General features: G+C 72.4%; 13 protein-coding genes and 1 riboswitch. Of the genes, 7 read left to right on the top strand and 6 right to left on the bottom strand.

The window, feature by feature from the left end:
* Positions 1–5 precede the first annotated feature (5 nt).
* Positions 6–2,651, bottom strand: coding sequence for an alanine--tRNA ligase (gene alaS, locus ABZ470_RS25970; protein ID WP_362914418.1), 2,646 nt, complete (start codon positions 2,649–2,651; stop codon positions 6–8).
* Positions 2,652–2,788: 137 nt separating this feature from the next.
* Positions 2,789–2,915: riboswitch (cobalamin riboswitch) on the top strand.
* 192 nt (positions 2,916–3,107) lie between these two features.
* Between alaS and ABZ470_RS25975 the strand changes: the two genes are divergently transcribed.
* From ABZ470_RS25975 to ABZ470_RS25995, 5 genes are all read left to right on the top strand, one after another.
* Positions 3,108–4,094 carry an ABC transporter substrate-binding protein gene (locus ABZ470_RS25975; RefSeq protein ID WP_362914420.1) on the top strand — a complete coding sequence of 329 codons (987 nt, stop codon included), beginning with the start codon at positions 3,108–3,110 and terminating at the stop codon, positions 4,092–4,094.
* 149 nt (positions 4,095–4,243) lie between these two features.
* The gene (locus ABZ470_RS25980; protein ID WP_362776411.1) at positions 4,244–5,155 is read left to right on the top strand and encodes an iron ABC transporter permease; all 912 of its coding nucleotides are present in this window, start codon (positions 4,244–4,246) and stop codon (positions 5,153–5,155) included.
* Positions 5,155–5,934 (top strand): ABC transporter ATP-binding protein, encoded by a 780-nt coding sequence (locus ABZ470_RS25985; RefSeq protein ID WP_362914835.1) that lies wholly within the window; start codon positions 5,155–5,157, stop codon positions 5,932–5,934. Before ABZ470_RS25980 ends, ABZ470_RS25985 begins: the two co-directional genes overlap by 1 nt.
* Positions 5,935–6,365: 431 nt before the next feature.
* A complete protein-coding gene (locus ABZ470_RS25990; protein ID WP_362914422.1) occupies positions 6,366–7,685 on the top strand; it encodes a hypothetical protein in 1,320 nt (439 codons plus the stop codon).
* Positions 7,686–7,773: 88 nt separating this feature from the next.
* Positions 7,774–8,562: an IclR family transcriptional regulator gene (locus tag ABZ470_RS25995; RefSeq protein ID WP_352011848.1), complete on the top strand. Its 789-nt coding sequence runs from the start codon at positions 7,774–7,776 to the stop codon at positions 8,560–8,562.
* Between the two features lie 3 nt (positions 8,563–8,565).
* On the opposite strand, the gene ABZ470_RS26000 is transcribed toward ABZ470_RS25995, so the two are convergent.
* The 4 genes from ABZ470_RS26000 to ABZ470_RS26015 are packed head-to-tail and all read right to left on the bottom strand — an operon-like array spanning position 8,566 to position 12,455.
* Positions 8,566–9,429, bottom strand: coding sequence for an alpha/beta hydrolase (locus ABZ470_RS26000; protein ID WP_362914424.1), 864 nt, complete (start codon positions 9,427–9,429; stop codon positions 8,566–8,568).
* A 21-nt stretch (positions 9,430–9,450) separates the two neighbouring features.
* Positions 9,451–10,329: an alpha/beta hydrolase gene (locus ABZ470_RS26005; RefSeq protein ID WP_362914426.1), complete on the bottom strand. Its 879-nt coding sequence runs from the start codon at positions 10,327–10,329 to the stop codon at positions 9,451–9,453.
* Positions 10,326–11,273 (bottom strand): hypothetical protein, encoded by a 948-nt coding sequence (locus ABZ470_RS26010; protein ID WP_362914428.1) that lies wholly within the window; start codon positions 11,271–11,273, stop codon positions 10,326–10,328. The genes ABZ470_RS26005 and ABZ470_RS26010 overlap by 4 nt, the downstream gene beginning before the upstream one ends.
* Positions 11,274–11,282: 9 nt before the next feature.
* Positions 11,283–12,455, bottom strand: coding sequence for a Rieske 2Fe-2S domain-containing protein (locus ABZ470_RS26015; RefSeq protein ID WP_362914430.1), 1,173 nt, complete (start codon positions 12,453–12,455; stop codon positions 11,283–11,285).
* 232 nt (positions 12,456–12,687) lie between these two features.
* Between ABZ470_RS26015 and ABZ470_RS26020 the strand changes: the two genes are divergently transcribed.
* Together ABZ470_RS26020 and ABZ470_RS26025 are read left to right on the top strand one after the other, a co-directional pair.
* On the top strand, positions 12,688–13,680 hold the full coding sequence (locus ABZ470_RS26020) for an NAD(P)/FAD-dependent oxidoreductase (RefSeq protein ID WP_362914432.1): 993 nt from the start codon (positions 12,688–12,690) through the stop codon (positions 13,678–13,680).
* A gap of 19 nt (positions 13,681–13,699) precedes the next feature.
* Entirely contained in the window at positions 13,700–14,059 is a 360-nt protein-coding gene (locus ABZ470_RS26025) for a 4Fe-4S binding protein (protein WP_362914434.1), read from the top strand.
* Positions 14,060–14,095: 36 nt separating this feature from the next.
* Here ABZ470_RS26025 and ABZ470_RS26030 read toward each other — a convergent pair whose 3' ends face one another.
* Positions 14,096–15,268: a hypothetical protein gene (locus ABZ470_RS26030; RefSeq protein WP_362914436.1), complete on the bottom strand. Its 1,173-nt coding sequence runs from the start codon at positions 15,266–15,268 to the stop codon at positions 14,096–14,098.
* Positions 15,269–15,405 lie beyond the last annotated feature (137 nt).

Raw genomic sequence — 15,405 nt, forward strand, 5'->3', positions numbered from 1 at the left:
TCCGGTCACGCCGGCGTCCGGTCCGTGAGGAGGGCGGCGAGGGCGGCCAGGGCCTTGTCCGGGTCGGCGGGCCTGCGGCCCTGGGCCGTCTCGGCGTTGCCGCCGCCCCGGCCCTCGGGCAGCGCCCTGACCAGGTCAGCGGCGGCCAGTCCCCGGGTACGGCCCGCGGCGTTCACGGTGACCACGAGGGCCGTGCCGGACAGCACCGCGGCGACGCCCGGCCGGTCCTCGGGCAGCGCCGTGCCGACGCGCTCGGCCAGGAGGCGGGCGTCGGTCTCCGTGGTGCCGGTGGCCAGCAGGACGTCGCCGTGGACGGTCGCGGTCGCGGCGACCTGACCGGCCTCGACGGTCAGGAGCCGGTCGCGGAGCCTGGCCGTCTCACGTTCGCTCTCCCTGAGGCGTTCGGCGAGGGCGGCGACCCGGTCGGCGACCTCCGCGCGGGGGGCGTTGAACTGCTCGGCGATCCGGGAGACGAGGTCGCGCTCGCGGGCGAGGTAGCGGAAGGACTCGATGCCGGTGACGGCCTCGATGCGGCGCTGCCCCGAGCCGACCGACGACTCGGCGGTGACGGCGACGCCGCCGATCTGGGAGGAGCGGTCGACGTGGGTGCCGCCGCACAGCTCCCGTGACCAGGCGCCGCCGATCTCGACGACCCGGACGGTCTCGTCGTAGGTCTCGCCGAACAGCGCCAGCGCCCCGATCTCACGGGCCTCCCGAAGGGGCATGTGGCGCACCTCGACCGGCAGGTCCCCGCGGATCGCGACGTTGGCGGCGTCCTCGATCTCCCCGCGGGCTCCGGCGGGCAGGGCACCGCGCCAGGAGAAGTCCAGGCGCAGGTGGCCGGGCCGGTTGTAGGAGCCGGACTGCAGGGCGGCCGGGCCGAGCGTGGCGCGCAGCGCGGCGTGCACGACGTGGGTCGCCGAGTGGGCCTGGCGGGCGCCCGCGCGCCACTCGGGGTCGACCTGGGCGCGTACGGGCTGTCCCGGCGCCAGTTCCCCGTCCAGGACGCGCACCTGGTGCACGACCAGCCCGGGGACGGGGCGTTGCACGTCCAGCACCTCGGCGGACAGGCTCGGGCCGTGCAGGGTTCCCGCGTCGCTCTCCTGGCCGCCGGACTCGGCGTAGAACGGGGTGCGGTCGAGGACGACGCCGACGATCTGGCCCGCGACGGCCGTGGCCACGGGCGCCCCGTCGCGGAGCACGGCCAGGACCGTCGAGTCGGTGGTCAGCGTCGTGTACGCCCGCCAGTCGGTGGGGCCGTGCTCGTCGAGGAGGGCGCGGTGCAGTCCGGTGTCGGCGTGGCCGGTCTTCCTGGCGCGGGTGTCCTCACGGGCGCGGCGCCGCTGCTCGGCCATCAGCTCCCTGAACCCGGTGACGTCCACGTCGAGGCCGTGTTCGGCGGCGATCTCGACGGTCAGGTCGATCGGGAAGCCGTAGGTGTCGTGCAGCTTGAAGGCCGTGGCCGCGGGCAGCCGTTCCCCGGTCCGGGTGATGGCCCGGTCGAGCAGCGCGCTGCCCTGGCGCAGCGTCGAGCGGAAGGTCTCCTCCTCGCCGTAGGCGTAGGCCGAGATCCGGTCGAAGTCGGCGGCCAGCTCCGGGTAGGAGGGCGCCATGCAGTCGCGGGCCACCGGCAGCAGTTCGGGCAGGACCGGGTCCTCGTAGCCGAGCAGCCGGACGGCGCGGATCGCCCGGCGCAGGATCCGGCGCAACACGTAGCCACGTCCCTCGTTGGAGGGGGTGACGCCGTCGCCGATCAGCATGAGCGCGGTGCGGACGTGGTCGGCGACGACCCGGAGCCGGACGTCGTCGGGGTGGCTCTCGGCCGCGGACGGCCCGGAGCGCACGCCGTACCTGGTTCCGGTCAGCGCCGCGGCGGCGTCCAGGACGGGCCGGGTCTCGTCGGTCTCGTAGAGGTTGTCGACGCCCTGGAGCAGCGCCGCCATGCGTTCCAGGCCCATGCCGGTGTCGATGTTGCGGGAGGGCAGCTCGCCGAGGATCGGGTAGTCCTCCTTGCCGACGCCCTCGCCCCGCTCGTATTGCATAAAAACGAGGTTCCAGAATTCGAGGTAACGGTCCTCGTCGACCTCGGGCCCGCCCTCTCGCCCGTAGGCCGGACCACGGTCGTAGTAAAGCTCGGAGCAGGGCCCGCACGGCCCGGGGACGCCCATGGACCAGAAGTTGTCGGCCTTGCCGCGCCGTACGATGCGGGCCTCCGGCAGGCCGATCACGTCCCGCCACAGGGCGTGGGCCTCGTCGTCGTCCAGGTAGACGGTGGCCCAGATCCGGTCGGGGTCGAGGCCGTAGCCTCCCTCGGCCCGAGGCTTGACCGTCAGGTCCCAGGCGAGCCTGATCGCCTCCTCCTTGAAGTAGTCGCCGAAGGAGAAGTTGCCGCTCATCTGGAAGAACGTGCCGTGCCTGGTGGTCTTGCCGACCTCGTCGATGTCGAGGGTGCGGATGCACTTCTGCACGCTGGCCGCCCGGGGGGACGGCGGTGTCCGCTGCCCGAGGAGATAGGGCTTGAACGGCACCATGCCCGCGTTGACGAACAGCAGCGTCGGGTCGTCGGCGGGCAGCGGCGCGCTGGCGGCCACGGTGTGCCCCGCCGCCGCGAAGTGCTCAAGGAACCGCCGTTTGACCTCCGCCGTCCGCACTTGCCCTCCCGAAGCCGCCGGTCTTTGCAATTGCAAATTTGTTGCAACAAGACATCGTACAGCCGCCACCGGAACCGGAAGCCATCTTCAGCGCATCAACGGCTTCGTGCAATGATGACCGGCGAAGGCGAGCGCGGACGAGGAAGCCGGTGCGAATCCGGCGCGGTCCCGCCACTGTGATCGGCGAGCGGACCCCCACGAGGTCACCGCCCCCTGCGGGGTGGGAAGACGGGGGCGAGCATCGACCCGAGAGCCAGGAGACTCACGCGGTCGCCTCCTCGACGAACTGGGGCGGATCTCCCCGGAGAGGAGCGGGTCGGCCGATGGATGACCTCGCGTGGCGACGACCGCACGAGCCCTCCGCGCCGACGTGTGCCCGGAGACGACCTCCTGGCCGGTTCCGTGACCTTCCGGCAGGGCCGTCCCATGGTGCAGATCCCGTGAGAGGAACCGTCCGTGACGGTCAGACGTCCCCTGTCCCTGTTGCTCGCCCTGTCCTGTGCCGTGCTCCTGGCCGGTTGCGGCGCCTCCTCCGGAGCCCCGGCTGAAGCCCCTGCCGGGGCCGTCGCGGGCTTCCCGGTCACCCTCGACGACTGCGGCGTCAGGACGACCTACGACCGCCCGCCGCGGCGGGCGGTCTCGCTCAACCAGCACGCGACCGAGGTGATGCTGGCGCTGGGACTGCAGGGGTCGATGGCCGGCACCGGATATCTCGACGACAAGGTCCTGCCCGAGTACCAGGCCGCCTACGACGGGGTGAAGGTGCTCTCCAGGCAGTACCCCTCCTACGAGGCGCTGCTGGCCGAGGAGCCCGACTTCGTCTACGGCGGTTTCTCCAGCGCCTTCGACGAGAAGGAGGGCCGCGGCCGCGACGCGCTGGGCAAGGCCGGGATCGACACCTACCTCAACGTCGAGCAGTGCCCGTCAGGCCCGGTGGACATGGACCTGATGGACCGGGAGATCCGCAACGTCGCCACGATCTTCGGCGTGCGCGAACGGGCCGAGGCGCTCATCACCCGGCTGCACGAGCCCCTGGCGCGGGTGAGGGAGAGGCTCGCCGACGTCGAGCCGGTCAGGTTGTTCGTCTACGACAGCGGCGACAAGACCGCCTTCACCGCCGGGGGCAAGGGCGTCGGCGACGAGATCATCACGCTGGCGGGCGCGCGGAATGTCTTCACCGACGTGGACAAGACGTGGGCCGACGTGTCGTTCGAGCAGGTCGCCGAGCGCGCGCCCGACTGGATCGTCGTCTACGACTACGGCGAGGAGAAGGTCGAGGACAAGAAGAGGTTCCTGCTGTCGAACCCGGCGCTCGCCGACGTTCCGGCGATCAGGCACAGGCGGTTCGCGGTGCTGCCGCTGTCGTCGGTCGTGCTCGGGGTCCGGGCGCCGTCGGCGGTTGAGTCGCTGGCCCGGCAGATCCACCCCGACCGGTTCGAGTGAGCGGCCTGACCGGGCTCTCCCGGACGACGCCCGTCGCCCGGCGCCCCGGCCTGCCGTACCCGCTGACGCTCGCGCTGTGCGCGCTGCTGCTCGGCGGGGCGGTCACGGCGGGGGTCGCGGCCGGTTCGATCAGCCTGCCCGCCGAGCAGGTGTGGGGCATTCTGCTGCACCGCCTCCACCCCGCGCTGGCCGAACCGGTCTGGTCCCCGGTCAGGGAGACCGTCGTCATGGACGTACGGCTGCCGCGGGTGATCCTGGGCGGGGTCATCGGCGCCGGACTTTCGGTCTGCGGGATGGCGTTGCAGGCGCTGGTGCGCAACCCGCTGGCCGATCCGATGCTGCTTGGCGTCTCCTCCGGCGCCAGCGTGGGCGCGGTGAGCGTGACGGTGTTCGGCCTGACCTTCCTCGGCCCGTTCTCACTGCCGGTCGCCGCGTTCGCGGGGGCGCTGGCGGCGCTGGTCACGGTCTATTTCCTGGCCCGGTCCGGCGGGCGGATGACCACGGTACGGCTGGTGCTGGCCGGGGTGGCGACGGCCGAGGTGCTCTCGGCGGCGGCCAGCTTCCTGGTGGTGACCTCCGACGACCCGCACCGGGCCCAGTCGGCCGTCCGCTGGATGCTCGGCGGCGTCGCCGGGACGACGTGGACGACGGTGTGGGTGCCCGCGGCGGCCGTGACGGCGGGCACCGTCGTCCTGCTGGGCGTCTCACGCCCGCTGAACCTGCTGCTGGCCGGGGAGGAGGCCGCCGCCTCCCTGGGGCTGGATGTGCACCGCTTCAGGGCGGCGCTGTTCGTGCTGGTGGCCATGGTGATCGGCACCGTCGTCGCGGTCAGCGGGGCCATCGGGTTCGTCGGGCTGATCATGCCCCATGTGGTGCGGCTGCTCGTCGGGGCCGACCACCGGCGGGCGCTTCCGGCCACGGCGCTGCTCGGAGCGGCGTTCCTCATCACGGCCGACCTGGTCGCCAGGACGCTGATCACCCCCGAGGAGATCCCGGTGGGGATCATCACGGCGCTGGTCGGCGGGCCGTTCTTCCTGTGGCTGATGCGCAGGAGGACCTGATGGGCGCTCTGGCCGTACGGGAGGTCTCGGTGCGGATCGGCGGCAGGGACCTGGTGCGCGCGGTGACGTTCGAGGTGGCCCCCGGTGAGGTGCTCGGCCTGGCCGGGCCCAACGGCGCGGGCAAGTCGACCCTGCTGAGGACCCTCTACCGGGTGCTGCGCCCCACCGCCGGGCAGGTGCTCCTCGACGGGCACGACGTGTGGCGGATGCCGGGCAGATGGCTGGCCCGCCGGCTGGCCGCGGTGCTTCAGGATGGCGGCGGCGACTTCGGGCTGAGCGTCCACGACGTGGTGTCCATGGGACGTACCCCGCACAAACGGGCCTTCGACGGCGACTCCCCCGCCGACCGGGCGATCGTCGCCGAGGCGCTGGAGCGGCTGGACGTGGCCGATCTGGCCCACGCGCCCTTCGACCGGCTCTCCGGCGGGGAGAAGCAGCGGGTGCTGATCGCCCGGGCGCTGGCGCAACGACCGGAGGTGATGGTGCTGGACGAGCCGACCAACCACCTCGACCTGCGCCACCAGCTCGACGCGCTGCGTCTGGTGCGCGGGCTCGGGATCACCGCGGTGATCGCGCTGCACGACCTCAACCTGGCCGCCGCGTTCTGTGACCGCCTGTGCGTCATGGACGGCGGCGCGGTCGTGGCGCTCGGGACCCCGCGCGAGGTGCTGACGCCTGAACTGCTGCGGGACGTCTACCGGGTGGACGCCGAGGTCGGCGCGCATCCGAGGACGGGCGTCCCCCAGGTGACGCTGATCACCGAGGGGGACGCGCCGTGAGGGAATCCGTGCCTCAGTAGCCCAGTGAGACGGTGTGGCCGACGGTCTCGGGGACGGCCAGCGTGGCGAGGAGGCCGCGGCGTTCTTCGCCCTCACCTTCCTCGAACGGCTCACCGTGTGACGACCACTTATGGGATAGAGATCTTCACCGTGGCGTCGCCGTACGCCGATTCCGTGTGGGCGTCCCGCTGAGCGGGACGTTTCCATGGGCGGCTCCCCTCCGGCCGGCGGATCATCTCGGCAGGGCGGAAACGGCTCCCGCGTGGGACCCCCGGCCACGCGCCGGGGCTCCACGCGGGACGAGTCAAGGAGATCCCCATGCCACGTCCCCTGCTGGTCCTGCTGGTCTGCGCGGCCGTCGTCGCGGCGCTGCCGCCGCTGTGGCGCCTGCTCGCCAGGCGGGTCAACACCCAGGTCCGCCGGATCAACCGGTGAACGCGCCCGACGGGCTCGACGGGCTCGACGGGGACCGGCGCGACCTGGTCGCCGCGGCCTGGCGGCACGTCACGGGCGACCGGCTGCGGGAGCTGTTGCGCGGCCTGGTGGACGTCCCCAGCCCCACCGGCGGCGAGCGTCCCCTGGCCGAGCACATCGCCGCCACCCTGACGGCCGCCGGTGTCACGGCGGCCGTCCAGCCGCTCGACGACCGGCAGGCCAACGCGTGGGGCCGGTTGCGCGGCGACGGCGGCGGCCCCGACCTCATGCTGTACGCGCCGATCGACACGCTGACCACCGGCCGCGAGGACGAGGACGTCCCGTGGATCGGCCCCGCGCTGCGCCCCGACATGCGCCCCGCCGCCCGCGTCGAGGGCGACCTGGTGACCGGGCTCGGCGCGGGCAACCCGAAGGGGCACGCCGCCTGCGTGCTGATGGTCGCCGAGGCCGTCCACCGGGCCGGGCTGCCGCTGGCCGGGGACCTGCTGGTCGCCTTCGGGTCGGGCGGCATGCCCGCCAACGCCGCGCCCGGCGCAGGACGGCGCAATGTCGGGCAGGGGGTCGGCTGCTCCTACCTGCTCGAACAGGGGATCTGGGCGGACTTCGCGGTGATCGCCAAGCCGGGGTGGACGGTCTCCTGGGAGGAGGTCGGGCTGGCCTGGTTCGAGGTCGTCGTCCACGGCGTCCACACCTACGCCGGCTCACGGCACCGTCTGCCGTACGAGAACGCGGTCGCCAGGGCGGGCGAGGTCGCCGTACGGCTTGAGCGGTGGTTCGCCGGGTACGCCGAGCGGCACACCGAGGGGACGGTCGCCCCGCAGGGCGTCGTCGCCGCGATCGAGGGGGGCTGGCCGTACCGGGCCGCGGTGACCCCGGCCGCGTGCCGGTTGCTCGTCGACCTGCGGCTGAGCCCGCGCACGACCCCCATGGAGGCCAAGCGGGAGTTCGGCGCCGCGATCGAGGAGATCCGCGCCGAACTGCCCGGCGTCCCGGTGACGTTCGAGATGGTGCTCGCCGTACCCGGCACCGCCTCCGACCCCGGGGGCTGGGTGGCCCGTGAGGCCGTCGCCGCCTGGGAGGCCGCCGAGGGGCGTCCGCACGAGGTGGCCCTCGGCAACAGCGGCGCCACCGACGCCAACATCCTGCGGGGACGGGGGGTGCCGACCGTGCGGATCGGCATGCCCAAGATCGCCGGGCTCGACTTCTCCCTGGGGATGAACACCGCCGACGTCAGGGAGATGGAGCGGCTCACCCGGCTGCTGGTCCGCGTCGCCGTCAACACGGTCACCAGGTCCCGCACGGAGGTGGGCATATGACCAAATCGGTCACAGAGGGTAGCTATTTCGAATGGAACGCACCAAACTACTCCTCACAGGTCTCCGAACCACCTGGGAGGTCCCTGCGATGACGGTGCTCCCGTTCGCCCGCGCCGGATCGACGCCGGGCAACGCCGAGGCGATGAACTCCGTCCTGGGCAAGGCCCGTCTGATCATCGAGGCCTTCACGGCCGAGGACGACGCCCTGTCCCTGTCCGAGCTGGTCAGGCGCACCGGGGTGGCCAAGGCGAGTGTGCACCGGCTCGCCCAGGAGCTGCTCGGCTGGGGGGTGCTCGAACGGGCGGGCAGCCACTACCGCCTGGGGCTGCGGCTCTTCGAGATCGGCCAGCGGGTGCCCAGGCAGCGGATCCTGCGTGAGGCGGCCCTGCCGTACATGGAGGATCTGCTGCTCGCCACGCACGAGACCGTCCACTTCGCCATCCACGACGGCCTCGACGTGCTGTACGTCGAGAAGCTCATGGTGCACCGGGGCCTGCGCAAGCAGTCCCGGGTCGCCGGGCGGCTCCCCCTGTTCTGCACCGCGACCGGGAAGGTGATCCTCGCTTTCTCCCCTCCTGCCCTCTTCCACGAGGTCGTACGGCGCGGCCTCACCCCCATGACGCACCGGACGATCACCCAGCCGGGGCTGCTCCAGGCCCAGATCGCCAGGGTCAGGGCGGAGCACCTCGCGGTCGAGGCCGAGGAGACCAGGCTCGGTTACACGAGCCTGGCCGTGCCCGTCTTCGGGGACACCGGCGCGCTCGCGGGCGCGTTGTCGATCACGGCGCCCACCTTCAGGATGAACCACGGCCGGTTCACGGCCGCGCTGCGCACCGCGGCGCTCGGTGTCTCCAGGACGCTCCAGGCGACGGGCTGACGCCTACGCGGAGATCGGGTGCCCGGCGAGGAAGGCCAGGCTCAGCCCGTTGTAGCGCGCGGCCTGCTCGTGCTGGGGCCAGTGGCCGCACTCGTCGAACAGCACCAGCTCCGAGCCCGCGATGGCCTTGTGCATCGCGGCCGCCTCGGGCACCTCGCCGAAGGGGTTGTCACGGCCCCACACGATCAGGGTCGGCACGTCGAGCCTGGCGAGGTCCTCCGGACGCAGGATGTTCCGCAGCCGGGTCTCCATGTCCTGCAGGCACAGCAGGTTGCCGATGTTGGCGGCGAAGCCCGGCCGGTGGTAGACGGCGTGCCTGACCGCGACCAGTTCCTCGGTCGCGTCCTTCGCGTCGGCCATCAGCAGCCGCAGCCGCCGCCTGGTCAGGTCGATGTCGTCGCCGGTGACCGCCTGCCTGGTCGAGGTGCGGATGCGCTCCATGACCTTCGGGTTGGCCACGGTGCCCCCGGCGCAGAGCAGTTGCAGGGAGGCCACCCTCCCCGGCGCGTCGATCGCGGTGCGCGCCCCGACCCAGCCGCCGAGGGACTCTCCGACGATGTGGGCGCTCTCGATCCCGGCCGCGTCCATGTAGGCGAGCAGGTGGTCGCGGTAGCGGGGGATCTCGTAGGGGTAGTCCGGCATGCCGGTGTATCCGTGGCCGAGCATGTCGATCGCGTGGCAGGCGTAGCGGTCCGCGTGGGCGCCGAGATTGCGGGCGAAGGCCTCCAGGTGGCCGCTGGTGCCGTGCAGGAAGATCACCGGCTCACCGGTCCCCGCCTGCAGGGAGCGGGTGGGGACGCCCCCGGCGTCGACGGTGGTGACCCGGAAGTCGAGACCGGTCAGTTCGGTCCAGATGGTGGTGGTCATGGGGTTCTCCTCCATGGTCGTTCAGGGGTGGTCGACGGAGCGCAGGAAGCCCTCGACGACGGCGTGGTAGGCGGCGGGCCGTTCCTCCTGCAGGTGGTGCGAGACGTGGTCCATGACGTGCAGGTTTCCGCGCCTGAGCATCCGCGACAGCATGAGCGGGTAGTCGGGGGTGAGGAAGGCGTCCTCCCGCCCCCAGATGAACAGCGCCGGCGCCTCGACCAGCCCGAGCTCGGCGGTGAGGTCCTGCCAGTCGCCCCGGGGCGAGTCCGTCATCGCGGCGAGTTCGCGCTCCCCGGGGTCGAGGCTCTGCCGCCAGCGCATGTCCACGGTCTCCTCGGGCAGGCGCGCGGCGTCGTACCACTCCAGCCGGGTGATCAGCTCGCGCATCTTCTCCCGGGTCGGTCCCCGCCCGCCGTAGTAGACGTCGCGGGCGGCGCGGCCCCGGTGCCCGCGCTCCGGCAGGGGCGCCAGAGGACCGTAGAAGACGGGCATGCTGCCGGTCACCACGAGGGAACGGACACGATCGGGGTATCGGGCCGCGAGGCACAGCGCGATGGTGCCGCCCCAGGAGTTGCAGACGAAGTCGGCCCTCTCGACGCCGAGGACGTCCATGAACGCGACGGTCTTCGCGGCATGAAAGTCCCACATCGGCCCACTGATTCGGCATTTTTCGGATTTGCCGTACTGGAGGATGTCCACGATCAGGCACCGCCGGTCGGCCGAGAAGTACGGCGCGACGGGCCCGAAGTCGCTCCAGCCGGTGCACCCGGGGCCACCACCGTGCAGGAAGATCGTGTCCGGCCCCTCCCCCAGCTCGTGGAAGTGGTACCTGACGCCGTCCGCGTCGGCGAAGCGGCTCTCGGGCGGGACGCCCGCCGCCGGTGAGGGCGTGCCGGTCATCGGTGACCTCCCGCGGGGTCGAGTACGGCCACGCCCATCCCGGTGAGCCACTCGGGCATGGGCGCGTAGACCAGCGGCGTGCCCGGCACGAAACCGAGCGCGGCGGCCATCACCAGCCAGGTCCGCAGCTCCTGGCCGCCGTTGCCCGCCGCCTCCTCCACCTCGGCGGTCGTCAGGGAGGCGTAACGGCGCAGACGGCCGCCCGCGAGGTCGTCGAGGAAGGCCCGGTCGAACTCGGGGAAGATCGTCGGGCGGGCGGCCACGATGATCTCCCTGCGCCGTCTGTCGTAGCGTTCCCACTCGCCCCGCCCGTTGGTCCAGGCATCCACCAGGAAGGCCTCGTCGTCGTCCTGGGGGTCCGCCCAGTCGCTCGGCCACGGCAGCCGGTGGGACAGCCCGCCCGAGGCGACCACCACCACGCGCCGGTTCCCCGCGATCCGTCCCACGGCCCCGGCGAGGTTCTCCCCCAGCCGGACGCAGCGCGCCAGTGTGGGCAGCGGCCGGGCGAAGACGTTGACGACCAGCGGGACGACCGGCACCTCCAGGTCGCCGAGCAGGTACTGGATCGCGTGCGACTGCCCGTGGTCGATCTGCAGCCGGGCCGAGATCGCCACCTCGGTGCCCGCCTCGACCAGGTCGGCCGCCAGTGCCCGCGCGAAGGCGGGGTCGGTCCGCTGGGGCCCCTTGGGGGTACCCGCCTCCCCCATGGCGACGACCTCGCCGACGCCCACGGTGAAGGCCGGGACCAGGTCCAGCCAGAGGCCGCGGAAGTGGTTCGACCCGACGATCACCACCACGTCGGGGCGCGCCAGCTCCACCCGGTGTCTGGCGGTCTCCAGCGCGTCGCGGAAGGCCTCCGCCCGGTCGGTGTGCACGACCCGGTCCCAGTGCGTGTTCATCAGGGTCGAGTGGGACGCCCCGACCCCGAGCACGATGTCAGACATATCCGGCCCTCAGTCCGTGTTCCCTGCGCGCAGCCGTTCGAGGCGTTCCTCGGTGGTGTCCTCGGCGAGTTTGCGCCACCGCAGGAGGGAGTCGTCGGGACGGTAGAGCTTCTCCGGCGGCGCGTCGGTGACCTCGACCATCCACTTGTCCTGGCCGGAGAACTGGCCGTGGAAGAGCCAGCGCACCGCGCCGAGATACTTGGCGTAGAACGACAGCGCCCGGACACCCCTGCTGAAGTCGGCCAGCACGCCGACGTACAGGTGGTTCTCCGCGTCGACCGGCACGTAGAACTCGTAGTGGATGAAGGTCGGGTAGACGATCCGCAGGACGCCCGGCATGCCGACCGAGGCGAACCCGGGGAACTCCTGGGCCGCGATCGTCGGGTTGACCCGGCGGTGCGAGGCGGTGTTGCCGATGTTCTGGACCGTCCTCGGGGGGCGGGCCTTGTACCACGCCGTCCCCGACCACCTGCCGAGGCCGGGGAAGTCCGCCTCCCAGAACTGTTCCCGCTGCACCCGGTAGATCCAGCGTCCGCGCCTGACGATGCTCGTGGTGTTCCAGACCGGCATCGGTTTGAACAGCCGCCACAGCGCGGTGCGGTGGAGATACTTGGCGTGCCCCTCGTCGTAGCCGTTCTCGCAGGCGAACCGCCAGTTGCCCGCGCGCGCCTGGATCCGCTGGCCCACGACCGCCGGGTTGCCGACCAGTTCCTCCGGCAGCTGCTCGTCGATCGGGTGCGGCCTCTCGCCGTCGCCGACGTACACCCAGACCAGGCCCAGGCGCTCCTCGACGTCGTAGGTCGGCTGGGTGACCTTGCCGCAGATCGGCGACCCCGGGCCGTCGGTGATCGCGGCCTTCAGGACGCCCGTCTCCAGGTCGAAGGTCCATCCGTGGTAGACGCAGGAGATCGTCCCGGGGAACTGCTTGTCGCCGTGGCTCAGCGGAACCCCCCGGTGGGGGCACCGGTCCCGCATGCCGTACACCCTGCCCCGGTCGCGGATGACGAACAGGCGCTCGCCGAGCAGGGTGACGGGGCGCGGCTTCTCACCGACCTGCGAGGAGAAGCAGACCGGGTACCAGTAGCCGCGGAAGCCCGCCGCCGCGGCCTGGTAGTGCGGCCAGCTCGACCAGTCCTGACGGCCCGGCAGCCTGCCCGCGCGGTGCCCCCTCGCCGGACTCACGGTCGGATTCACGGTTGGATCAACGGTTTCGGTCATGTCTGCTCCAGTCGCCTCACGCCGGTGCCGGGAGCAGACCATCCGGCCCGGGGCCCGGGGAAGGAACCCGGTTCACCCAGCGGACCGCGCGGCGAAGCGCACGGCGGTCCGGTGAGCGGTCCCCGCCGCGGGACCTGACCGGGGTGCCCGGCCTACGTTCTGCTGCGAGAACGCACCGACCCCCAGGGAGCCCGTGGTGAGCACCCCCACACCCGTCTCGGCCGACGTCCTCGTCGTCGGCGCGGGGCCTGCGGGACTGTACGGCGCCTACTGCGCCGGGTTCCGCGGCCTGTCCACCGTCGTCGTCGACGCCCTGCCGCAGGCGGGCGGCCAGGTGACGGCCCTGTATCCGGAGAAGGAGATCCGCGACGTCGCCGCCCTCCCCGCGGTCAGGGGCAGGGACTTCGTCGCCGCCCTGGTGGAACAGGCCTCGGCCTTCGGCGCGACCCGCCTCATGGGCAGGCGGGCCGTACGGCTCGAACACCGCGACGGCGAGCCGGTCGTGACGCTGGACGACGGCACGGTCGTCAACGCCCGCGCCGTCGTGCTGACCTCCGGGATCGGCACACCGACCCCGCGCCCGCTGGAGTGCGGCCAGGAGTGGCTCGGCACGGGCCTGTCGTACTTCGTGACCGACCCCCGGGCGCACACCGGCCGGGACGTGGTGGTCGTCGGCGGCGGCGACAGCGCCCTGGACTGGGCGGACACGCTCGGCCCGATCGCGCGTTCGGTGACCCTCGTGCACCGGGGGGCCGTCTTCCGCGGGCACGCGGCGACCCTCGACCGCGTCAGGGCCGGGCGGGCGCGCGTCCACACCGAGACACGCGTGACCGCGCTCGAAGGGGACCTCGTCGCGGGCCGCCTGGCGAAGGTACGGCTGCGGGCCCGCTCCGGCGAGGAGACGGTCGTCGCGGCCGACCACGTGATCGCCGCGCTCGGCTTCGTCAGCGACCTGGGCCCGCTGCGGGACTGGGGGCTCACCCTGCGGGGGCACACGGTCGCCGTCGACCGGTCGATGCGGACCAACCTGCCCAGGGTGTACGCCGCGGGCGACCTGGCCGGTTACGAGGGCAAGGTGCGGCTGATGTCCGTCGGCTTCGGCGAGGCCGCCACCGCCGTGAACCACGTGGCCGTCGACCTCGACCCCGGCCTGTCCCTGTTCCCCGGCCACTCCACCGACGGCCCCTGACCCCCGAAAGGACACCACCGTGACCTATGTGATCGGCCCCGGCTGCATCGACGTCCTCGACCGCTCCTGCGTCGACGTCTGCCCCGTCGACTGCATCCACGTCGGCGAACGCAAGAGCTACATCAACGCGAGCGCGTGCATCGACTGCGGCGCGTGCGAGGTCGAGTGCCCCGTCTCCGCGATCGTCGTGGACCGGCGCGCCCGAGGGGACGAGACGCTGAACGCCCACCTTGAGGACTCCCGCGCCTTCTTCCTTGAGGTGCTGCCCGGCCGTGACCGGCCCCTCGGCGACCCCGGTGGCGCGCTGCCGACCGGCGAGATCGGCGTGGACACCCCCCTGGTCGCCGCGCACCCGAAGCGAAACGGCGGCCTTCCGTGACCCGCCCGGGCCGGACGAGCAGCTCCTCAGCCGAGGCTAGCGCCTCGTCCAGACCCATCCCCTGCTGTCCTCGTCGTGGGAGGGGCTGCCACCGACCGCGAACACCTGGTCTCCCCCGGGGACCTTGGCGATGTCGAACACCTCGGGTGCGTTGTTGGCTTTGGGCGCCTTCTCGCGGGTCCAGGACCGGCCGTCGAAGTGGAGCAGAATGCGATGCTCGTCGTAGGCGTAGTTGGAAGCGCCCAGCCATACCCCTCCATGGCCGTCCGGCGCCACGGATCCGAACGAGATCGCCTCCTCCGGGACGCCGCCGGGCAGGTCCCATCGGCTGCCGTCCCAGCGCATCAGCAGTGCGGCCTGGCGGCGGCCCGGCCGCATGATCGTGCCCGCGACCCAGACCTCTCGTGCCGACACCGCCACGACGTCGCGGAACGAGGCCTTCGCACCGCTGAGCGACGGCGGTGCGGGCACGGCTCTCCAGCGGCGGCCGTTCCAGTGTTCGATCGCGGAGACCTCCCCCAGATCATCGCGGGTGAGCGCCCACAGGTCGTCCGGGGCCGCCGCGCTCAATCTCTTCACGGACGAGGCCGAGGAAACAGGGACCTCGGCCCAGCCCGATGGGGACCAGTGCGCGAGAGGGAGGGGGCGCCAGCGCGGATTCTGCCGTGTCCCGGTGATCTGGCCGCCGGCGATCCACACGTCCTCGGGACCGGCGACGACGGCGTCGTTCAGGCGGGCCGAGCGCGGCCAGGGTGGTCTTCCCCGGCTTGTCCACCGGCGGCCGTCCCAGCGCCACATGTCCGCGTCCTGGTCGAAGATCCAGACATTGGTCGCGGCCGTTCCGGAAACGACCGTGGGATACCGCAGGCTCCCCGGCGGGCGGGTGGACCGCCATTCGTGTCCGTCCCAGCGCCACAGGCTGCCGCCGTACGGGCCGACGGGCTCACCGTCGGTACCCACCGCCCACGCCTCTCCGGGCGCGACCGCGACGACCCTGGTCATCTCGGAGCCTCCATGGACCGTCTCGGTCCACACTCCCGCGGACAGGGGCGGGTCTCCCTCGGCCGGAGTGCCGTGCCCCGATGCTCTCCCCGAGGCGCCCCGCGAGTCCGCGGCGCCGTCGCCCGAACATCCCGCCGCGGCGACGCCCAGCACCGCGAGCACGGCCAGCGGCCCGATCATGAGCGAATCGCGCGGGAACCGTGCCATGGAGCAGAAGCCTACGCATCCCGATCGGATGCTGTTCGTCCGGTGAGGCGGCGGTGGCGGTGACCGGCGCGAAGCACCACATAAAAATTACGGACGGCGATGATTCCAGAACGTTCTCCTGGATAGCTGTCCTTTCT

Origin of the sequence: Streptosporangium sp. NPDC020072 (genome assembly GCF_040631445.1) — a bacterium.
GTDB lineage: Bacteria > Actinomycetota > Actinomycetes > Streptosporangiales > Streptosporangiaceae > Streptosporangium.